General features: G+C 49.4%; 21 protein-coding genes, 8 tRNA genes and 1 rRNA gene. 22 read left to right on the top strand and 8 right to left on the bottom strand.

The window, feature by feature from the left end; all coding sequences use genetic code 11:
• The 10 genes from ACFVTB_RS20525 to ACFVTB_RS20480 form a co-directional block, all read left to right on the top strand.
• A 23S ribosomal RNA gene (locus ACFVTB_RS20525) occupies window positions 1–93 on the top strand; the annotation flags it as partial.
• 135 nt (window positions 94–228) lie between these two features.
• Window positions 229–303 (top strand) — tRNA-Glu (locus ACFVTB_RS20520).
• A gap of 80 nt (window positions 304–383) precedes the next feature.
• Window positions 384–459, top strand: a tRNA-Val gene (locus ACFVTB_RS20515).
• Window positions 460–514: 55 nt separating this feature from the next.
• Window positions 515–591, top strand: a tRNA-Asp gene (locus tag ACFVTB_RS20510).
• A 15-nt stretch (window positions 592–606) separates the two neighbouring features.
• Window positions 607–682 (top strand) — tRNA-Thr (locus tag ACFVTB_RS20505).
• A 24-nt stretch (window positions 683–706) separates the two neighbouring features.
• Window positions 707–793 (top strand) — tRNA-Leu (locus ACFVTB_RS20500).
• 3 nt (window positions 794–796) lie between these two features.
• A tRNA-Gly gene (locus tag ACFVTB_RS20495) sits at window positions 797–871 on the top strand.
• A gap of 7 nt (window positions 872–878) precedes the next feature.
• Window positions 879–955 (top strand) — tRNA-Arg (locus ACFVTB_RS20490).
• Between the two features lie 14 nt (window positions 956–969).
• Window positions 970–1046: transfer RNA gene (locus ACFVTB_RS20485), tRNA-Pro, on the top strand.
• Between the two features lie 118 nt (window positions 1047–1164).
• Window positions 1165–2151 carry a Gfo/Idh/MocA family protein gene (locus ACFVTB_RS20480; RefSeq protein WP_387753293.1) on the top strand — a complete coding sequence of 329 codons (987 nt, stop codon included), beginning with the start codon at window positions 1165–1167 and terminating at the stop codon, window positions 2149–2151.
• Between the two features lie 73 nt (window positions 2152–2224).
• Here the strand turns inward: ACFVTB_RS20480 and ACFVTB_RS20475 are convergent, their stop codons facing one another.
• Complete coding sequence (locus tag ACFVTB_RS20475; RefSeq protein ID WP_387753290.1) at window positions 2225–2734, bottom strand: SEC-C metal-binding domain-containing protein; 510 nt, start codon at window positions 2732–2734, stop codon at window positions 2225–2227.
• 208 nt (window positions 2735–2942) lie between these two features.
• Here ACFVTB_RS20475 and ACFVTB_RS20470 point away from each other — a divergent pair, with 208 nt between their 5' ends.
• The 3 genes from ACFVTB_RS20470 (at window position 2943) to ACFVTB_RS20460 (ending at window position 5017) form a co-directional block, all read left to right on the top strand.
• On the top strand, window positions 2943–4178 hold the full coding sequence (locus ACFVTB_RS20470) for an aminopeptidase (RefSeq protein WP_387753287.1): 1236 nt from the start codon (window positions 2943–2945) through the stop codon (window positions 4176–4178).
• Window positions 4179–4252: 74 nt separating this feature from the next.
• Window positions 4253–4702: a hypothetical protein gene (locus tag ACFVTB_RS20465; RefSeq protein ID WP_387753284.1), complete on the top strand. Its 450-nt coding sequence runs from the start codon at window positions 4253–4255 to the stop codon at window positions 4700–4702.
• A 39-nt stretch (window positions 4703–4741) separates the two neighbouring features.
• Window positions 4742–5017 carry a YqkE family protein gene (locus ACFVTB_RS20460; RefSeq protein WP_387753281.1) on the top strand — a complete coding sequence of 92 codons (276 nt, stop codon included), beginning with the start codon at window positions 4742–4744 and terminating at the stop codon, window positions 5015–5017.
• On the opposite strand, the gene ACFVTB_RS20455 is transcribed toward ACFVTB_RS20460, so the two are convergent.
• Window positions 4972–5223, bottom strand: coding sequence for a hypothetical protein (locus ACFVTB_RS20455; RefSeq protein WP_387753278.1), 252 nt, complete (start codon window positions 5221–5223; stop codon window positions 4972–4974). The two genes, ACFVTB_RS20460 and ACFVTB_RS20455, sit on opposite strands and share 46 nt — an antisense overlap.
• 71 nt (window positions 5224–5294) lie before the next feature.
• Window positions 5295–5771: a DL-endopeptidase inhibitor IseA family protein gene (locus ACFVTB_RS20450; protein WP_387753275.1), complete on the bottom strand. Its 477-nt coding sequence runs from the start codon at window positions 5769–5771 to the stop codon at window positions 5295–5297.
• A 183-nt stretch (window positions 5772–5954) separates the two neighbouring features.
• Between ACFVTB_RS20450 and ACFVTB_RS20445 the strand changes: the two genes are divergently transcribed.
• Both ACFVTB_RS20445 and ACFVTB_RS20440 read left to right on the top strand, forming a co-directional pair.
• The gene (locus tag ACFVTB_RS20445) at window positions 5955–6671 is read left to right on the top strand and encodes a metallophosphoesterase (RefSeq protein ID WP_387753272.1); all 717 of its coding nucleotides are present in this window, start codon (window positions 5955–5957) and stop codon (window positions 6669–6671) included.
• Between the two features lie 349 nt (window positions 6672–7020).
• On the top strand, window positions 7021–8772 hold the full coding sequence (locus tag ACFVTB_RS20440) for an ATP-binding protein (RefSeq protein ID WP_387753269.1): 1752 nt from the start codon (window positions 7021–7023) through the stop codon (window positions 8770–8772).
• Between the two features lie 26 nt (window positions 8773–8798).
• On the opposite strand, the gene ACFVTB_RS20435 is transcribed toward ACFVTB_RS20440, so the two are convergent.
• From ACFVTB_RS20435 to ACFVTB_RS20420, 4 genes are all read right to left on the bottom strand, one after another.
• Window positions 8799–9038 carry an NHLP leader peptide family RiPP precursor gene (locus tag ACFVTB_RS20435; protein WP_387753266.1) on the bottom strand — a complete coding sequence of 80 codons (240 nt, stop codon included), beginning with the start codon at window positions 9036–9038 and terminating at the stop codon, window positions 8799–8801.
• A gap of 165 nt (window positions 9039–9203) precedes the next feature.
• On the bottom strand, window positions 9204–9443 hold the full coding sequence (locus tag ACFVTB_RS20430; protein WP_387753263.1) for an NHLP leader peptide family RiPP precursor: 240 nt from the start codon (window positions 9441–9443) through the stop codon (window positions 9204–9206).
• Between the two features lie 108 nt (window positions 9444–9551).
• A complete protein-coding gene (locus ACFVTB_RS20425; RefSeq protein ID WP_387753261.1) occupies window positions 9552–10463 on the bottom strand; it encodes a hypothetical protein in 912 nt (303 codons plus the stop codon).
• A gap of 235 nt (window positions 10464–10698) precedes the next feature.
• Window positions 10699–11430: a class I SAM-dependent methyltransferase gene (locus tag ACFVTB_RS20420; protein ID WP_387753258.1), complete on the bottom strand. Its 732-nt coding sequence runs from the start codon at window positions 11428–11430 to the stop codon at window positions 10699–10701.
• Between the two features lie 353 nt (window positions 11431–11783).
• Here ACFVTB_RS20420 and ACFVTB_RS20415 point away from each other — a divergent pair, with 353 nt between their 5' ends.
• On the top strand, window positions 11784–12359 hold the full coding sequence (locus ACFVTB_RS20415) for a hypothetical protein (protein ID WP_387753255.1): 576 nt from the start codon (window positions 11784–11786) through the stop codon (window positions 12357–12359).
• A 132-nt stretch (window positions 12360–12491) separates the two neighbouring features.
• On the opposite strand, the gene ACFVTB_RS20410 is transcribed toward ACFVTB_RS20415, so the two are convergent.
• Window positions 12492–13361, bottom strand: a complete 870-nt coding sequence (locus ACFVTB_RS20410) for an SDR family oxidoreductase (RefSeq protein ID WP_387753252.1) — start codon at window positions 13359–13361, stop codon at window positions 12492–12494.
• Window positions 13362–13563: 202 nt separating this feature from the next.
• On the opposite strand from ACFVTB_RS20410, the gene efeO reads away from it, so the two are divergent.
• From efeO to ACFVTB_RS20380, 6 genes are all read left to right on the top strand, one after another.
• Window positions 13564–14424, top strand: a complete 861-nt coding sequence (gene efeO / locus ACFVTB_RS20405; RefSeq protein ID WP_387753249.1) for an iron uptake system protein EfeO — start codon at window positions 13564–13566, stop codon at window positions 14422–14424.
• 7 nt (window positions 14425–14431) lie between these two features.
• Entirely contained in the window at window positions 14432–15748 is a 1317-nt protein-coding gene (efeB, locus tag ACFVTB_RS20400) for an iron uptake transporter deferrochelatase/peroxidase subunit (RefSeq protein WP_387753246.1), read from the top strand.
• A 20-nt stretch (window positions 15749–15768) separates the two neighbouring features.
• Window positions 15769–17634, top strand: coding sequence for an FTR1 family iron permease (locus tag ACFVTB_RS20395; RefSeq protein ID WP_387753243.1), 1866 nt, complete (start codon window positions 15769–15771; stop codon window positions 17632–17634).
• Between the two features lie 92 nt (window positions 17635–17726).
• Window positions 17727–18053: a LapA family protein gene (locus ACFVTB_RS20390; RefSeq protein ID WP_387753240.1), complete on the top strand. Its 327-nt coding sequence runs from the start codon at window positions 17727–17729 to the stop codon at window positions 18051–18053.
• Window positions 18054–18252: 199 nt separating this feature from the next.
• Window positions 18253–18459 (top strand): hypothetical protein, encoded by a 207-nt coding sequence (locus ACFVTB_RS20385; RefSeq protein WP_387753237.1) that lies wholly within the window; start codon window positions 18253–18255, stop codon window positions 18457–18459.
• 199 nt (window positions 18460–18658) lie between these two features.
• The gene (locus tag ACFVTB_RS20380) at window positions 18659–20077 is read left to right on the top strand and encodes a glycoside hydrolase family 26 protein (RefSeq protein WP_387753235.1); all 1419 of its coding nucleotides are present in this window, start codon (window positions 18659–18661) and stop codon (window positions 20075–20077) included.
• Window positions 20078–20079: the final 2 nt, after the last annotated feature.

The raw sequence follows: 20079 nt of genomic DNA, 5'->3' as shown, positions 1-20079 counted from the left end.
GACCCCTTGAAGACGACGAGGTTGATAGGCTGGGGGTGGAAGCACAGCAATGTGTGGAGCTGACCAGTACTAATCGGTCGAGGGCTTATCCAAAAATCACCCCAAAAAGTGAAGAATGGCTACGAAGCTCATTCCGATTACTTTTCGGGGACCCCGGTAAGACCGGGAACGCTAAAAGAGTTTCAAACTTTCGCATCCAGTTTTCAGCGTACAAAGCTGAATACATATGGCCCGTTGGTCAAGGGGTTAAGACACCTCCCTTTCACGGAGGTAACAGGGGTTCGAATCCCCTACGGGTCACCAATTTTACCCCAAAAGTGAAGTTGTACTTCGAAGGTTATTCCGAATACTTTTCGGGGACCCGGGTTCAAATTAAATATTATGGAGGCTTAGCTCAGCTGGGAGAGCATCTGCCTTACAAGCAGAGGGTCGGGGGTTCGATCCCCTCAGCCTCCACCATCTTTACAATCACTTGCTTGGTCGAGTGAAAATAGGAAGCAATTGCTTCTAATGCGGAGCTGTGGTGTAGAGGCCTAACATGCCTGCCTGTCACGCAGGAGACCGCGGGTTCGAATCCCGTCAGCTCCGCCATTTTTAACCAAATACGCCGGTGTAGCTCAGTTGGTAGAGCAACTGACTTGTAATCAGTAGGTCGTGGGTTCGACTCCTATCGCCGGCACCATCTTTACTTTTAGAAAATATGCATGCGGTCGTGGCGGAATTGGCAGACGCGCTAGATTCAGGTTCTAGTGGTGTAACAGCCGTGGAGGTTCGAGTCCTCTCGACCGCACCATATGCGGAAGTGGCTCAGCGGTAGAGCATCGCCTTGCCAAGGCGAGGGTCGCGGGTTCGATTCCCGTCTTCCGCTCCATAGTTTTGCGGCCTTAGCTCAGCTGGATAGAGCGTTTGACTACGAATCAAAAGGTCAGGAGTTCGAATCTCTTAGGCCGCGCCATCTTTACTTCAGAACGGGATGTAGCTCAGCTTGGTAGAGCACCTGGTTTGGGACCAGGGGGTCGCATGTTCAAATCGTGTCATCCCGACCATGAATGAAATCGAAGCTTGTACAACGTTTCCAACGGATGTACAGGCTTTTTTTGTTTTTGCCGCAGGAACGCTATGCTACAATAGAAGAACACTACATAAGAAATGCGAGGTACTGCTATGTTGCGATTTGGCATTATCGGTTCGAATTTTATTACGGAGTCGTTCGTAGATGCAGTGAATCAGGCAAATGACATTTCCGTAACGGCTATTTTCTCTAGAACGAAGGAGAAAGCGGAGGCGTATGCCGAAAAAAACGGGATTCCGAATGCGTTCACAAGCCTTGAGGAGATGGCGGCCAGCCCGCTTATCGATGCCGTTTATATAGCGAGCCCGAACTCGCTGCACGCCACGTATGCCGTTTTATTTATGAACGCAGGCAAGCATGTGCTTTGTGAGAAACCGATCACTTCGAATGCGAAGGAATTGAACATCATGATCGAAGCTGCCAAACGTAACGGCGTGCTGCTGATGGAAGCGATGAAATCGACATTCGTTCCGAACTTCGAAGCAATTAGAGAGCATTTGCCGAAGCTTGGCAAAGTGAGAAGCTATTCCGCTACCTACTGCCAATACTCCTCCCGCTACGATAAGTATAAACAAGGTGAAGTGTTGAACGCCTTCTTGCCGGAGTTATCGAACGGATCGCTGATGGATATCGGCACCTATTGCATTCATCCGCTGGTAGCGCTGTTCGGAAAGCCGGAGCGCGTACAGGCGAATGCGGTGATGCTGGATTCCGGCGTCGACGGAAAAGGCACGCTGATTCTTAGCTATCCCGATATGGAAGCGATCGTGCATCATTCGAAAATTTCGAATTCCAGCTTGCCTTCTGAAATTCAAGGCGAAGAAGGCAGCATGCTGATCGATCAAATCAGTCAGCCATCGGGCGTTCGCATTCACTACCGCGATGGACGTGTAGAGGATGTGAGCCGGCCGCAAGCGAACAACACGATGGTGTATGAAATACAAGCGTTCGCCGATTTGGTGAAAGCGGGTCAACTGGAGTCGACAGTCAATTCTTATGCCAATTCGCTTGCCGTTATGGAAATTATAGATGAGGCGCGGAGGCAGATTGGTCTAACCTACCCGGCTGATCGCGAATAGGCAAAAGAGCAAACGTGCCTGCGGAAGCATTCGATGCATACCGCAAAAGGCACGTTTGCCCTTTTTTTGTTTTTTAGCCTACAAGAACTGCTTCTGCGGACTCGGGAGTGGCTTCTTTCATTAAAAAAGCGGAAATTTCCTGGAAACGTTTGGAGAGCGTAGCTGCAGAAACCTCGTATTTTTCAGCCAGCTCGTTTTGAGTCGTCTGAAGGTCGTGTACTTCGCATAACATATATTCCAGAGCGGCGCAAATGACGCCTGGTTTGCGGTAGGAAGGCTTGGTCGTGGTTGAAAAATCATGCCATACCATAATCGCCATCGCAATTTGATCCGCTTTGTAATCGTGCTTTAAAGCTTCGATGAGTTGATGCGCCGTTTCTGCATAGAGAGGAACGCTCCATTCCATCTGCTTGTCGATCAGCAGAGGCAGGTCCTCCATCCCGATGACACGGGCTCCTTTGCCGATTGCGGCTGCTGCTTCCCGTTCTTCGCGTGCTGCCTGCTCGTCTTTGGCGATACAGCATTTTTTGTACTTGCTTCCGCTGCCGCAATGGCAAAGCTCGTTTCTACCCAACTTAGACATAACTTCTTTCGTGCTCCTTCTGACATAAATTTTTGCAGTAAAATACTATCATACCATAAATCCGCTTCCATAACATCGGATAAGCATTATTCGGAATGTTTGGATACAATTGGGTGATCCTGTGGGCCTAGCTTTATTCGCAAAGTCTTTATTGTTATAATTACGTCTAGAAACAATTAGAAATGAGATGCATTGGGAGGTAACAAACATGACAACACAACAGGATGCCAAATTGAATAAATATGCCGAGCTCATCGTTCGAGTAGGCGCGAATGTGCAGGAAGGCCAAGAGGTTTTTATTAACGGATCTGTCGAAATTGCCGGATTGGTACGGTTAGTCGCGGCAAAATCGTACGAAGCCGGAGCAAGCAACGTACATGTGGATTGGTCGGATGAGACGCTGACCAGGCTGAAATACGAGAAAGGCGCTGAGGAGCTGTTCAGCAAGTATCCGGAATGGGAAAAGGCAAAGCGCGACGATTTCGTCGCTCGAAGAGCCGTCTTCATCTCGATTGTGTCCTCGAGTCCGGATTTGCTGAAAGGCATCGATTCGAAACGGATTTCAAGCTTCCAGAAAGCATCCGGCCAAGCGCTGCAAAACTTCAGAAAAGCGATGCAGGCGGATAAAGTGAGCTGGACGGTCGTTGCGGCGGCAGGCAAGGAATGGGCCGCGAAGGTGTTCCCTGGAGTCTCTCAAGAGGAATCTGTCGAGCAGTTATGGGACGCCATCTTCGCAGCTGTTCGCCTTGATGCGGAGAACCCCGTAGAAGCATGGAAGAAGCATAATGAAGTGCTGCATGAGAAAGGCGATGTTTTGAACCAGAAGCGGTTTAAAAAGCTGCATTACACGGCTCCGGGCACTGACCTGACGATCGAGCTGGCCGATAAGCATCTGTGGGTAGCAGCCGGCAGCATCAATGAGCAAAACGTTCCGTTTATGGCGAATATGCCAACGGAAGAGGTGTTCACCGTACCTCTCAAGACGGGCGTTAACGGGTATGTATCGAGCACGAAGCCGCTAAGCTATGGAGGCAACATTATCGACCGGTTCAAACTGACGTTCGAGAATGGACGGATCGTGAAGGTTGAAGCCGAGGAAGGCGAAGCGATTTTGCAGCAGCTTGTCGATACCGACGAAGGCTCGCATTATTTGGGCGAGGTGGCGCTGGTACCTCACTTCTCGCCGATTTCACAGTCCAACATTTTGTTCTACAATACACTGTTCGACGAGAATGCTTCCAACCATCTGGCTATCGGCAGCGGCTATGCTTTTAACGTAGAAGGCGGCAAGACGATGACGGCGGAAGAACTGGCGGCAAACGGAGTTAACGACAGTATTACGCATGTCGATTTCATGATCGGCTCCGAGGAGATGGATATCGACGGTATTCTGGCGGACGGAACGGCAGTACCGATCTTCCGCGGGGGAAATTGGGCGATCTAAATAAAGAAGGCTCATAGCTGCTGCAGCCGGCGGTACGCTGCGAGCCAGACCCTAGATCAGAGGAGGAGAAACCGATGAGCTTTCTTAATAAAGTAAAGGCAAGCGTCGCTGAAGCGAGCGACAAGGTGAAGGCCGGTGTTGCCGAAGCGAGCGACAAAGTAAAGGCTGGCGTTGCCGAGGCGGGAAGCAAGGCGAAGACGCTAGTGGAGGTCAACCGGTTGAAGCTGGCCAATCATTCCAAGTTGAATGAGATCGAGGCTCAATACCGAGAAATCGGTAAAATCGTCTACAGCGCGGGACTTGCTCAGTCTGAAGAAGCGGTGGATTCCCCTGAGATGAAACCGTATTTCGACCGGATCAAGTGCCTTCAAGACGAGATTGAACATAACTTGAAGGAAATCAAGTTTATATCGGAAGGCATGACAATCGAGTCCGATGAGACCGATGCGGTGTTGAAGCCTTTGCTGGAACAGCAAGCTAGCTCTAGTGCAGATTCAAGCGATCCAACGGATCGAAAAGAATAATGAAGGGCATCGAAGCATGACGAGGCGGGGTGATAGCAGATGGCGAAAAATAAGAAGGGGGTCTCTAACGGCCCAGCAAGACATGGCGTTAAAGTGCAGGAGGACAAAGCGCCTACCTTAAAAGACCTGCTTGGCGCCGACGTATTGAGCAAATTGCGGCAGCAGGCGGACGAGCTGAAAACGGCTGCCGAGCAGGAGAGACAGGCGAAACTGGCTAAAGCCGAGGACGAGCGGAAACGAGAGCAGAAGCGTCTGGAGAACGACATGTCTTATTTGCTGGACAACAGCAAGCAAAATTGGCGCGAGTTTAAATAAATCGGTATAACATAAAAGGAATCATCGCTCTCGTAGGCGTGATTCCTTTTATGTTTATTATGCCATTTTTCCGCTGTTTGGTGCAGGAGCGGGGTCGTTCTCATTTTCGGATTCGTACCGTTCCAGCTTCCCCGAAGCCGTTCCGGATTAAGCAGACCTTGCTGTTCGAGTTTTTTTCTCGTTTTTTTCGCTTTGCTTGTTGCCATCGGCATAGAGCCTCCTTTAACGTCAAGTACAGCTTCATTATAATTGAATCCGCCGATGAGGGGAAGCCGCATCATTTGCAAGGCATATAACGGTAATCTGTGTAAAGAGCGGCGCGATTGGTAATGACCAGATTTCCGCCGGGCAGCTTGCTTATCCGGTAGTAAACGATGTAATTGCCGTCGGGATCTCCGGACAGAGAGGCTCTGATGAGCAGCGACTGACTGGATTCGTTTTTGACAAGCAGGGAAACGACGGCAAGCGGAACGGGTCCGGGATCGCCTTCGGGAACATAGAGCCGTCCGTTATTCGTGATGATATGCAGGTTGCAAAACATATTGCCGCTGATTCTTGCGTTCCAATAGCGTTCGAAATAGTCGATTACTTTGGATCGAGTGCTGAACCGAAGCGGAAGGCGCATATAGTTGTCGCCGTTTACCGTTCTGATTTGGCTTGTATTGGCCGAGTCGTATACTTGAAACCAAAGCCGCTCGGCTTGATTGATGAAGGTACGCAACCGCGGCAGCGGAGTTTCCTTAAAGACAGCCATAGTGGCAGGACTCCTTTCTGTAAAGGAATATTGTTTCTAGTATCCTATTGAAGGACTGTCCGTTTGGTGAGAGTGAATCAGCGGATTGCGATGCCTAGAGAGGAATTTCATGCCATGTGTTGAACCTTACATAGATAAGTACAGAATGGGACTAATGAACGAAGGAAAGAAGGCGGAGCTGTGATGAAAAGAAAACTAGTTGTCAGCGATATTCACGGCTGCTACGAGGCGTTCAATAGACTGTTAGAGCGAGCTGCCTACGATCCGGCGCAAGACCAATTGCTGCTGCTCGGCGATCTGGTTGATAAGGGGCCAGACAGCAGGCTTGTCGTGGAGCAGGCGATCGCTCTTGTCCGCGATTGCGGAGCAATTGTTATTCAAGGCAATCATGATGAACGGTTTGTTGACGTGGTGAGAGGAAGCGCAGCCGCAAAGGCAAAGTTTTTGAAGCATGGGGGATTGGAGACGCTCCGCAGCTACATAGGGCCATCAGCAACAACCGGCCGAGATTCTGATGAAGAACTGCTGCGGTCTTTGGCGGAGACAGTAAATGAGCGATTTGCCCATCATATCGATTTCCTTAAAGGACTTCCTTATTACTTTGAGGATGAGGATTATATTTTTGTGCATGCGGGAATTAACCCTCATTATGATGACTGGAAGAAGCAGCCGAAGCGAGATTTTTTGTACATCAAGCAGCCCTTTCATTCGGCGCAGCTATCCGTTTCGAAAACCGTTGTATTCGGACATACGAAAACAGTCGATTTGCATGGCAAGCCCGACGTCTGGTTCGGCAATGGAAAAATCGGCATCGACGGCGGCTGCTCCAGCGGCTATCAGCTCAATGCGCTGGAGCTCTCTGGCAAGAACCAAATTCGCGTTCATTCCGTGAGAGCATGAGTGTATATCGACCAAATTCGACAAGAATCTTCTCTGTTTTTGTGGCTTTGCACAGCGGAAGAGAACGATTTCCGAAATAATTAAAAAAATTTCTAAATAAAGTCATTTATGAGCAGGGAGGTGACGAAGATTGTCGAACTAATAAGCGTAAAGAACTATGAAAAATTTAGCTTTTGAGGTGCTGTAATTGCTAACTAAGTTAGGGAGAGTTATCTTCTTTGCTGTTATTTTGTTGTCCCTATCCTTTCTTTCTTCACAAATAATACCGGCGTACGCGGGTGATCACAATTCTTATAGGAATATCCCTATCGAAGAATGGCAAGTAAGCTGGGAAACGGACACGGAGCAATTGGAAGGATTCGATGTTCGCCATGCTGCTGAGCATCTCGCCCACAGAGATTGGTTTGCTACCCAGAAGCTATTGATGCTAGATGACAACCGGACCGCTTGGTTCAAGCTTAAGCTGCCGGAAATTTCCCAAGTCAATTATGGGATCTTGTTTAAAAAAGTGTATGCGCAAGATATCCGGGTTTATATGGACAATCAAATCGTTTACGAGTCTTATCGGGATTACGGAAACGATCAAAATAAATTCGTTTTAAAGTTTTCGCCGGACGATTCCTATAAAGACATTTATATTTTACTGTATAGCCAGACGACCCGGATGGGGATAGAAACGCTTGTTGAAGGCGAGTATCAGGAATTAATTAAAAGCTATATGCAAAACGATATGCTTGATGTGATCCTAGGCGCCGCATTAATTTTTATTTCGGTGAGCTTGTTGATTTGTTTGCTTATCGTCAGAAAGACTTATTTGCGCGGATGGAGTTCGTTATGCTTTGTCGTCATGAGCTTCGGAGTAATGGTCGTAGCATATTCTCCGTACAGCTACATGTTCTTTGAGGACTTTGAATTTTTTACTTACTATATGTTCGATGTCGCTTCTACTGTTGTATTGCCGTTTATTTTTACATTCTTTGAGCATCTGTTTGGAAAAGGACCGCGTTCTATTATCTCAAGGTACAAAAAAATTCAAATTACCATCTCCGTCATCAGCATTGTTTGGCTGATTCTCGGAATTACGCTGGGCGGAGCGGTAGAGCAAGCTTACAAATTGGTCATTTCATTGGCCTTTGGACTTTCGCTCTTGGTCGGCATTCTAATTCTTTTATTTATATTGATTTATTATTGTTCGAAAAATAACCAGGAGTCGATTATCGTCGCCTGTGGATTTGGAATGTTTGGGGTTATCGCGATTTGCGAAATTTTATGGTATTACTACAATCATCAAAATTATGATTTGTTTTATTGGAAGTGGGGATTTCTTGCATTCATCGTCTCGCTCATTACGATTCTTTTAAGAAGAACCATTATGAACTATGAGCAGATGATCAAATACTCCAGGGAGCTCGATGTCTTCAATAATGAGCTGCAGCGGGCGGAGAAAATGGAGATTATTAGCCAACTGGCTGCATCCGTTGCCCACGAGGTTCGCAATCCGCTTCAAGTCACTCGAGGTTTTCTGCAGCTGCTCGGCAATAAAACGGAGGATAGCAGCGCGGAGAAAGGTTATATTCATCTTGCGATAACCGAGCTTGATCGGGCATCCGAAATCATAACCGATTTTCTTACGTTTGCGAAGCCTCAGGTTGAACACCCTCAACTGCTGGATCTGACGAAAGAGCTCATGCAGCTGAAAGTAATCCTCATTCCAATGGTTACGCAGCACGGGGGAGAGCTGAAGATTAAAACAGAAGATAATCTGTTTATTCGCGGGAGCTCCTCGAAATTTAAGCAAGCATTGATTAACTTGATTAAAAACGGCGTGGAAGCCTGCTCCGATCAGATGGTTATTCAAGTATGGGCGTACAGTCATGACGAATATGCCGTTATTCATATTAAGGATAATGGCGAAGGGATGGACGAGGAAACAATCGCGAGGTTAGGTGAGCCTTATTACTCGAAGAAGTCGAAAGGAACTGGACTCGGGCTGATGGTGACCTACCGAATCGTTGAGGCGATGCAAGGATTCATCCATTTTGAAAGCAGCAAGGGTCAGGGTACGGAAGTCATCCTTCGACTGCCCTTAACGCAAAAATAACGCCTGCATAGGCGTTATTTTCGTTTCTACCACATTGGAGCTCTAACGCTCGGATCATTGATGACTTCAGCAGGATTTGGCGGGATGACTAGGTAGAACTTATTGCTCTTCTCTTCCAAAGCTTCAACTTCAATATCGTCAGGTACAACAATTCCAAAAGAATCTGCAAGCGCTTTTTTAGGGTCGGCAAGAAGCTGCTTCTTGAATTCAGCGTCTTCCCATGCTTTCTGAATAATTTGATTGCGTAAAATTTGTTCAGCGGACATACCCGATCACCCTTTTTATGAGAATAGTTACCTAAGACTTTATAACTAACTTTAACATAATTAATTACATATTTCTACAATATTTTTCAAAAAAAGAGAGACTCTGTTTAGAGCCTCTCTTTTTAATCAATCTATAAATAATAACACGTTTAATTGAGGCTTAGATTACCACATTTCTTGCTTAATTGTGATGTCGTCTGAAGTAGGTTTTGCAGGACTTTGCGGAAGAACAATGAACATCTCGTAGGAGGATTCTTCCAACGTTTTAAGAACAATGTGTTCAGGGACATCGATACCTAGCGCATCTTTAATCGCCAGTTTGGGATCGGTTAAAAGCAATTGTTTAAACTCTTCATCGTTCCAAGCTTTTTCAATTAACTGTTCTTTTAATGATGCGTTTGTCATAGGTAGCAACTCCTTTAAAGTATATTTATACTTTATTAGTATACCTTACTACCCATTAGGAAACTAGTAAATTTTATATCAATAAACAAATAAAGGGTATATCTAAAGTTAATTGTGCTTTAAATAGTGGTGCAATCCGCCGGCCAGCAGATCCGCTTTTCTTTCCCGTATACGAGCAGCTGTATTTACAAGCTGGTTAACGATAGTTTCAGAAAATGTACTCAGATATGGGAGCTTTAAAGCCGAAGACGGAAGTGGCGGCCATAGAGCCAGACGCTCCAGAAAGCGGTCAAGCGCCATATGTAAATGAATTTCCTTCATGATGGCATCAGAATCCTGCGCGTGCTCATAGTGTCCTAACATCGACAACAAACTGTTGTAGCTGCCATTCTCTAAGTCCTCCCGCCAGTCCTGCCAATCGTCCGCCATCTGGAGAACGGTCAGCGCGCGATCTACCCATTGTTCGGCAATATCGATAAAAGCGGGCTGGCCCGTCAGCAGCATAGCGCCGGTGCTGTATAGCTTGACGGGAGCCGCCTTTCTCGCAAGCAGAAGCGGGTCGATTTGAAAGTAGTCGTCCTTCTTTTCAGAAACGACGGCAACCGCCCATTCTTGAACATATTTGCGCATATAGGACCAAAAGGGGGAATCGCCCGGAAAGAGTTCCTGAAACAGCAGCTGTGATTCTATATGAAACAAATGGCCTAGCGCCAGCAAGTCGCCTGTATGTTCCCTGTCCGCATCCATCGCATCGTCGACGATAAAATAATAGAGCATATAGAAAAGACCAGCTGTTGTAAGCTGACCGGCTTGTTTGCGGCTCAAAGGGACCGCGTCCGTCATCCAATACGGCAGCAGGTAGCAGATATAGTTTTTGGCGCTGTCCGCCTTGAACGGATCGTAATGCTCCAACTGCTGCTGTCCAAGTGTGGAGAACGGCTCCGGGAAACGTCCGATTTTTGCTCGAACCTCTTCAAATACGGTACGGACGTCTTCTTCGTATGGCTTGAAGTACTCCATTGTGTTGGAAGCTCTCCTTTACTTTTGGCTCAAAACGGAAATCATGACTATAAGTGAGGGGAAGCGCTGCGGGTCAGAGGGTTCTTCCGATCGCCGTTAAAGCCTGATTCCTTTATCTTATAAATATTTACGGTAGGAATCTGGCTTTAAAAGCGACCACTATCGTTTCTCCAGAATCCCTCTGCCCTTCGCTTTACTCACCTTTTCCATCAAAGACTGATTTAAAGCTTGAGCCTTATTTTTTTATAAAAACATGTCCGAACATATAGATTTCATGAGATGCTTGCGGGTCGTCTAACCAAGCGGACCATTCCGCTTCCATCTCCTCAGGTGGAGGGGCTCCTAAGTAAAGCTCGCTTACGCAGCGCATATAGTGATAGAGCTGTTGTTTGGTTTCCTCAGTTGTTGCTGCAATGCTGTACCGCTTGGTATGCTCCACAGCAAAGCCGCATGCCATGAGCTCAAGCCGGACCGCGTCGCGGAAGGTGAGCCAGCCGGTCGACGGGAGAACGCTTCGCGACCTCGCATACAGCTGGGAGAATAGAGGAAGCCGTTCGTTAAGCTGCAGCGCATCCTCGTCTATATCCACCACGATGAGCCGTCCATTAGCAGTAAGCCGCTCGCAAGCCCATATCCCAAAATGCCGTTTGTCGTGAATATGTTGAAGAACGAGTCTAGCGAGCACCGCGCCGGTGCTGCCGACTTCTACGTCGCTGACTTCGTAGCTGGTCAGTTGGAAAGAGAGGCCAGGCGCTTCTCGGGCGGCTGCTATGTCATAGATGGCAGGATCGATTTCCAGTCCCGTCATGCGAAGCTTGGGAAAGGCTCCATGCAGCTTGGCGAGATAAGCGCCGTTGCCGCAGCCGACATCGACGACCGTACCGTCGCGCTCCCCGAGTGTTTCGGCAAATTCGAAAAACAATTTGCGCTCCGTTTCGAAAAATAAAGCGGAGGTCGCATGCAACATTTTATCGAATAATTCCGTTTTACGAGATATAGCGCTCTCACCTCTTCTAATTTCTTCAAATAATTCCAAATCTAATATAGCACAATAGACCTATTCTAGAAATAGAATAACAGCAGGAGCCGGCTAGCTAGTAAAGGTTGGAATTACTAAGTTTTGGTTGAGAACGCATGCAAATTCCATTAGAATGAAGAGTATGTAAAGCTGGAATCTGCTTATTGAGGGTTGAGAGTCGGGCTTGATACTGGACTAGAGTCGAGGAAGCTGTTAATACCTGAGCAGGTTATGCGAGGCCGTGCTCCTGCATTAAAGTAATACCATGAAGATTAGCTCTTTAATGTGGAGGTAGTTTAGGCATGACAAGCACAATCGATGTATATGTACTATTAACTGATACAGGGACTTTGTTTACAAGAACAATCAAACTGTTCACAAGGGACCCTCTTAATCACGCCTCTATCGCATTTGACAGCGAACTGAACGAGGTATATAGCTTTGGACGTAAAAATCCACATAACCCTTTTTTCGGCGGCTTCGTGAAAGAAAACTTAAGAGGCCAGCTCTTCCGCCACGCTTCATGCGCGCTGTATCGCGTGAGAGTCGATGAGGCGGCCTATTCGAAAATGCGAAACTTAATTGAAACGATGGAGCAAAATCGGGACAGATACCGCTATAATCTGCTCGGCGTCGTCGGGGTATTATTTAATATCCAGATGAAGCGCCAGCATGCTTATTTCTGTTCTCAGTTCGTTGCTTCTGTCTTTGCCGAAAGCGGCGTCGATCTTGTTAATAAATCGCCTTTCCTTGTAAAGCCAAGCGATCTGGAAAATACGTCTTTGCTTGAACTGGTATATTCTGGAACGGTGCAAGCTTATATGAATTTGTCTGTTGCCGCCTTGGATGCCTCACGCACCGCTGCGCTGACGGGCTAAATTGCGTTAAGGGGCGCAATGCTATTGCCTTGAATACCGAGTACTAAAAAGCTGCGTTTCACGCATGGTCGACCGATTCAATTCGGAACGATAGCGCGAAATGCAGCTTATTCTCGTTATGCGCGCCCCCGTCTAGCTGCCGACGACTTCGCCGCCATTTAAGTGCAGCATTTGGCCTGACATATAGCTGGAATCCTCCGAAGCCAAGTAAACGTAAGCGGCGGCCAACTCATAAGGCTGCCCCGCCCGTTTCATCGGCGTATCCGAACCGAAGGTGGAAACGGATTGCTCGTCAAAGCTTGCTGGGATGAGCGGCGTCCAGATCGGCCCGGGAGCGACGCCGTTGACCCGTATGCCTTGGCCGGCCAAATTGGCGGAGAGCGCTCTTGTTAAGGAGACGACTGCCCCCTTGGTTGAGGAGTAATCGATCAAGGTTGGATTGCCCCGGTAGGCGGTAATAGACGCCGTATTGATAATCGAAGCTCCTTTTTTCAAATACGGGAGCGCGGCTTTCGTGAGAAAAAACATGCCGAACACATTGGTTCGGAAAGTCGCTTCCAACTGTTTCTCCGTAATATCCTCCAAGCGCTGCTGCACATGCTGTTCAGCGGCGTTGTTTACTACGATGTCCAGCTTGCCGAATTCAAGCACCGTGCGCTCGACCGCGCTGCGGCAAAACGACTCGTCTCCGATATCGCCGGGCAGCAGCAGACATCTTCTGCCGGCATGCTCAATTTCTTTTCTCACAAAGTTGGCGTCTTCGTGCTCATTGTAATAGACCACGCTGACATCGCAGCCTTCCAAAGCAAAAGCGATGGCGGCGGCACGGCCGATGCCGCTGTCTCCTCCGGTTATGATTGCCGATTTTCCTTGCAGCTTCGACGAGGCCCGATAGCTGTCGCTGCGAAAAACGGGCAGAGGCTCCATTTTGGACTCAATGCCTGGCTGTTGTTGTTGACGCTGCGGCGGAAATTGCTTTGTTTTCTCACTCGGTTGAGTCATGCGAAATGCCCTCCAATCGATAAGATGGTTTAGTTTCAGTGTGGGATAACGCAGCCGTCTTCATACTATGCTTCGCCCTTTTTACCATCTATTGAAAAAGAGACATTTCGTGTAAAAAAAACTAATTGACAATGATTATCATTCAGAGTAAACTCCGTTTAGCACTAAAATATATACGATTTCGAACCAAGGGGATAGCGAAATGAAATGGAAATGGTCAGCCGTACTTATTGCTTTGTCAGTAGCGCTTGCGGGCTGCGGCTCGAACGACGCGGGCAGCCCGTCAGACAAAGATAAGAACAAGGGGAATGAGCCTGCGGGAGCTTCCGTGAAAGTGGAGAATTGGGATGAGATTACCGAGCAGTACCGGCAATTTGCGATTGAGCAGGCCGACGCTTTCGTAATCGAAACCGGCAAGTTTGCAGAAGCCGTTAAGGCAGGCGATGTGGAGCAGGCAAAGCAATTGTACGCGCCAACCCGGATGTACTTCGAGCGAATCGAGCCGATTGCGGAAGCGCTTGGAGATTTCGACCCGCATATCGATGCACGTGAAAACGATGTCGAGGAAAAAGAATGGCGGGGATTTCATCGCATCGAGAAATCGCTTTGGGAACAAAATTCCACGACAGGCATGGAAGGTTATGCGGATACGCTGCTTGAGGACGTCAAGCTGCTTCGCGCACTAATGGAGACGGTCGAAGTGGAACCTAGCCTGCTCGTAACCGGAGCGGTTGAATTGCTTAATGAAGTTTCCTCCTCGAAAGTAACGGGAGAGGAAGAGCGTTACTCCCACACCGATTTGTATGATTTCGCCGCGAACGTCGAAGGCGCGAAAAAAATATATGAGCTGCTCAAAGCTGAACTGAACAAACAGGATGCTGAGCTGGAAGGTCAAATCGGCGAGAGCTTCGCCAGCCTCGAAGAGGCGCTCGCTACTTATAAGAACGGTGAAGGATACGTTTCTTATACGGAGCTGAAGGAAGAGGATACGAAGAAGCTGAGCCGGTTGCTGGATGCCTTAGCTGAGCCACTATCTCAGATGGGCACCATATTGGGAGCGTAGAACATCGATGTCAAACGATCGTAAGGATACCGGGCTTCATCAACGGAATAGAGAAGAAGAGCCGGACAATATATTGAAGAAACCGTTAAGCCGCAGAGACATTTTGAAGCTTGCTGGAGCGGGAGGCGCCGGGCTATTGCTGGGCGCTTCCGGTGCTTATGGAGTCGTAAACGCGCTTGGTAAATCGTCTGCCAAGCAGACGGCTGCAGACGATCCAACAAGCGACATCGTTGATTTTTACGGCGATCACCAGGCGGGGATCACAACCCCGGCACAAGATTTTTTGCTGTTTGCCTCATTTGATCTGACCGTAACTTCGCAAGATCAGGTACGCAAGCTGTTTCAATCTTGGACGAAGGCTTCCGCCGATATGGCCGAAGGCCGTATGATCGGAGAGAACAACGACAACTTGAACCTTCCTCCTTCGGATACCGGAGAAGCGGCGGGACTGACTCCGTCACGGACGACGATTACGTTCGGCGTCGGAGCTTTGTTCTTTGATAAGCTCGGCATTAATGATAAGCGCCCCGCCGCGCTGGCCGATTTACCGCCGTTCGGCGGCGACGAGCTTCGTGAGGAATGGTCGGGCGGCGATATCGGCGTACAAGTGAATGCGAACGATATGCAAATCGCCTTTCACGCCATTCGCAACTTGGCCCGCATTGCCCGGGGCAAAGCGGTGCTGCGCTGGACGCAGGAAGGCTTTCAGCGTACGGGAAAAACCGATCCTTCAGGCGGAACGCCCCGCAATCTAATGGGCTTCAAAGACGGAACAGGAAATCCCGACGTGAACGATGCCGGCGTCATGGAGAAGGTTGTATGGGCGCAGCCGGAAGACGGTGCTCCGTGGATGGCGGGCGGCAGTTATATGGTCGTTCGGAGAATTCGCATTCGCGTTGAAGTGTGGGATCGCTCTACATTGGCCGATCAGGAGAACACATTCGGGAGACATCGCCACAGTGGAGCTCCTCTTGGCAAGGATAAAGAATTCGATGCCGTTGAACTTGAACGGAAGGGCGAGGATGGCAAGCCGGTAATACCGGCAGATTCGCATATCGCTCTTGCGAAAGGCGACGGATCCGTCCAGATACTAAGACGGTCATATTCGTATTCGAGCGGAATGGATCATCGCACCGGACAGCTGGACGCCGGACTATTGTTTATTTGTTACAATCGCGATCCGCGCAAGCAATTTATCCCGATGCAGCAGAAGCTCGGCAAGAGCGATCTGCTGAACGAATACATCGTGCATAACGGGAGCGCGCTGTTTGCGTGCTTTCCCGGCGTTCGTCCCGGCGGGTACATCGGCGACACGCTGCTTTAAGAGAGGAGAACTCGAACCTGATGACCGAAAAGTGGACGATGAGAGGCGATGCAAGCGATCGATCGCTTCGAATGAAGCGGCTCTTTTGCTTGTTGCTAATAGTGCTGGTTGCAATAACAGGCACTCCGGGCGTCAATTCAACCGCTTATGCGGAAGAAGGAGCTACCGTTTCCGACGCTGCCGCAAAAGCGAAGCTCGATAAGCTGCTGCCGCTTGTTGGCGGCGCGCTCGCATCCGCAGGGCAAAACGACTGGGCTTCTGCGCAATCCCATGTCGAGGAAGCACAGAAGCTTTGGACGGAGCTGGCCGTTCCGGCTGATCGGCTGTCCGAAGAGGTCGATGCCGCATTGGCGCTCGCCGCGGCATCGCTTACGAATGCCGAGAAGGAGCCGAAAGAGGTAAAGAGCTCTCTATCTAGACTGGCAAAAGCGCTTAATGCTTATGTGAAGAATGGCGAAGAAGCAAAGGTGCATAACGGGCGGGAAGCAGCAGCAAGTCTGCTGCCAAACGCCGAATTGCTGCTGGGTCATATCCGCTCTAGCGATTGGAAAAGCGCAAACCAGGTTTATAAGCGCATTAGCGAAAGCTGGCCGCCGATCGAAAAATCGATTCGCGCCGAAAACTTTTCCGTTTACGGCAAGCTGGAAACGGCGATGAGCATGATTCGCATCGCTTTGCAGGCGGAGCCCCCTCGTGCGGAACAAGCGGAGCAGCAGACGATTGCGTTCGTATCGCTGCTGACCGATTACAAGGATGGAACACTGCAAGCAGAAGCTGGCGAACAAGCGGCTTCCGATAAGCTTGCCGTCGCAGACGCGATCGCTATGCTGAATAATGTTTCGAAAGAAATCGAAGCGGGGCGCTACGAAGAGGCGGAGGCCCGGATGCAAGACTTTATCTCGTTGTGGCCCGCGGTAGAAGGAGAGGTGCAGCTGCGCTCTCCTGAAACGTACAGCAAGGTTGAAATACGGATGACTGATGTATCTAAGTATTTGCTCGCCAATCCGCCTGCTCCTGATAAAGCGGAAGCTGTTGTCGCTTCGATTAGGAGCAGGCTGGAGCCGCTTGCCGCCGAGACGAGGTACACCGCCTTTGATGCCGGTATGATCTTGTTCCGCGAAGGACTGGAAGCGATTCTCGTGCTTGCTGCGCTGCTCGCGTATTTGAAGCGGACGGGCAACGAGCGGAAAAGCGTATGGATTTGGTCGGGCGTTTGGACCGGTCTTGCGCTTAGCGCCGCCGCGGCGATTGTATTGTCCAACCTCATTGCACAGGCAACGGCTGGCAGTGCTAGAGAAGCGATGGAGGGTATAACAGGTCTTGTCTCGGTAGTGCTTATGTTGACGGTTGGCAACTGGCTGCACAATAAGGCAAACCTGCAGTCGTGGAATCGCTACATTGATGGCAAAATGGGCAGCGCGCTTGCACGCGGCAGCCTGTGGTCGCTCTTCGCCGTCGCCGCTCTCGCCATTTTAAGGGAAGGCGCGGAGACGACGATCTTTTATATCGGCATGGCCTCGTCGATCGATACGGTTAGTCTTGTCGCCGGCATTGGGGTTACTTTCGTTTTGCTGGTCGTGCTCGGCTTTATCCTGATTCGATTCAGCGCCAAGCTTCCGATTCGGCCGTTTTTCCTGACAGCGTCCGCGCTGATCTACTACCTGGTATTCCGTTTCCTGGGAGAGAGCATTCATTCCCTTCAGGTCGCCGCTTGGATACCGTCCCATTCTTCGCCAAACTTGCCGACGATTGCTGCACTGGGCTTCTACCCGACATGGGAGACGGCATTGCCGCAGCTTGCTGTGCTGGTTATTATTTTGGGACGTCTGCTATGGATTCAAGTGCGAAAAAGCCATGCTCCTGCAGGAACGGCTGCGGCTGAATAAATCGAAGGAATGCCTGCATTCGGCAGAATGCGCGGCATTCCTTTTTTTATGGTAAAATGAGGTGAATCGGATATAAAGGTGGGGGCAATGCGATGAAAGGCCAAAGCTTATTGATATCGGGGCTGGTGTTCGCTTTCGTTATCGCCTGGTTCGCCGTCATTAACGTCGACAAGGTGCAGGTGAACTTCATGTTCACAAAGACGCAAATACCGCTTATTTTAGTTATTCTGGCATCGACGCTGTTCGGGGGAGTGACAGCGTTTCTGTTCGGTTTTATTCGGCAATTTCGTTTGCAGCGTACGGTGAAGACGCTGGAAAAGAAAATTGCGGAGCTCTCTTCGCCCCCCGCTGCCGAAGCGTTTTACGAAGAAGCTGCGCCAGGTTCTGCATCGGCGGAGCAGCATACAGCAGAGCGGTGAAACCGCTCCAGCCAATCAGACGGAATTCGCAACGTTCGGTATTGCCGATTTCCGGCCGACTTGTTATGCTGGGAGTGTAAGAAGACTGGCCTGCCGGGCTTGCGCTGTTCTGCGCCGTAACGTTCGGCATCGACGCCGCTTGCGCCAAAGGTCTTTTAACCGATCTATTACTGTTGTGGAATAAAAGCGAGGTGATCGTATGTCCGCCAATGAGCAAAATCAAGATGGTACTGAAGAGCAGCCGAAGCAGCTGTCTCAAGCAGAGAGGGCAAAGCAATTGCTTGCTCAGAAGAAGCAAGGGAAGAACGGAATTCCGGGTCAGAAGCATCAATCAACCAACACGCAGGAAATGAGAAGCCAGAACACGAAGAAAGTGAATAATCAACGCAAAAAAATGGGCGTGTAACGTTAACATGCCGCCCGGCCATACAAAATGACCATAAGCCTCCTAGTTCGCTGTTGTACAAGCGGATAAGGAGGCTTTGTTTCGTTTAGACGTATAACAGCTAAGCGTATAAAAAAGCGGCAATTGCCTTAAGATGGTTACTGTTCACGCTTGTCAGCTCAGGCAGGCGACCGAGCCGGAAAATAGGGAGGGACTGGCATTGCCGCTGCCGAATACGCGTAAACAAAAACGGAAAAGGCCTTTAGGCTGGAGGAGAAAAACGCATGGGCTTATTGCGGTTTGCTGTTTCTTTTTACTGCTGCCCGAAATGAAACGTACGGAAGTGGCAACAGTCAGCTTAGGCCTGCAAACTGAAGAAGCCGCTCGAGGTGCTGCAAACTCAGAAGTAACGGAGATGCAAATTGCGCCTTGGTCGGTTACTGTTCAATCCGGCGGCCTGAATTATGTTCTTGCCAAGCTGGAGCCTCCATCCGGCGCTTATTTAGGCGCTTACGTGCTTCAAGACCGGATGATCGGGTTCAGCATGTCTGAATTCAATCGGCTTACCGGCAAAAAGCATGCCAGCTTTTTCAAATACGTGGGATACGGCGAGCCTTTCCCTGCCGAATGGGTGGAGCAGGTGAAAAAGGAAGGAGCATTTCCCCATATCGCCTGGGAACCAAATCGCGGGCTCGACGAGGTAAGGGATGACGTTTATTTGCGAATGTTTGCCCGCTCCGCAGGCGAAGCCGATGTGCCGCTGTTTATCCGCTTCGCGTCGGAAATGAACGGAAGCTGGACTCGCTACAGCGGCGATCCGGCGCGATACATCGAAGCGTTCCGAATGGTGCACGACGTGCTCGAGGAAGAAGCGCCGAAAGCGGCGATGGTATGGACCGTGCTCTCCCTGCCGGAAAAAACGATCGAATCGTATTATCCCGGAGACCGTTATGTCGATTGGGTCGGCGTGAACGTGTATAATGTAAAGTATCACAATGGAAACGCGCAGCAGAAAGCCGATTTTGAAGATCCGCTGCTGCTGCTCGACTATGTCTATAATCGTTACAGCCGTGCGAAGCCGATTCAGCTATCAGAGTTCGGTGCAACGCACTATACGGCTACGGATGGCATAAAAGACGTCGCTTTCGCTTCGGAGAAGATCGCCCGGCTGTATACGATGCTGCCGAAGCATTATCCGCGAGTGAAGGCGATTTATTATTTTAACGTCAATAACTTAACGGAATATAACGAGACAAGACGCGTCAATGACTATTCCATTACGAAGGAACCGGAATTGCTGGACGCCTACCGCCTTGGGACGGCTGGCGAGTATTACTTGAGCGATGTTCCCCCTGCGGCTGGAGACGGAAGCCTTATGCCGGTCAACGAAACGTTTACTTATCGCACCTACCTGTTCAAAAAAGACGGCATCCTTTACAGCGATGAAACGTTGTTTACCCGTCTACTTCGTACCGCTGCGACAAAGGAGCCGTCGACTCAGCGTCGTATCTGGAGCGGCTACAAGGACATTGGAGTGCCCATTATGCGCGAGCTGAACGCTTTTCCGCTCGAGGAAACGGCAAGAAGACTCGGTTATAAGGTAAAAACAAACGGAACTGACATAACCATTCAGGAATGAAT

The organism is Paenibacillus sp. NPDC058071 (assembly GCF_042885235.1).
GTDB lineage: Bacteria > Bacillota > Bacilli > Paenibacillales > Paenibacillaceae > Pristimantibacillus.
Note: the sequence above shows the minus strand (reverse complement) of the source record. Positions and strands in the feature narration are given on the sequence as shown.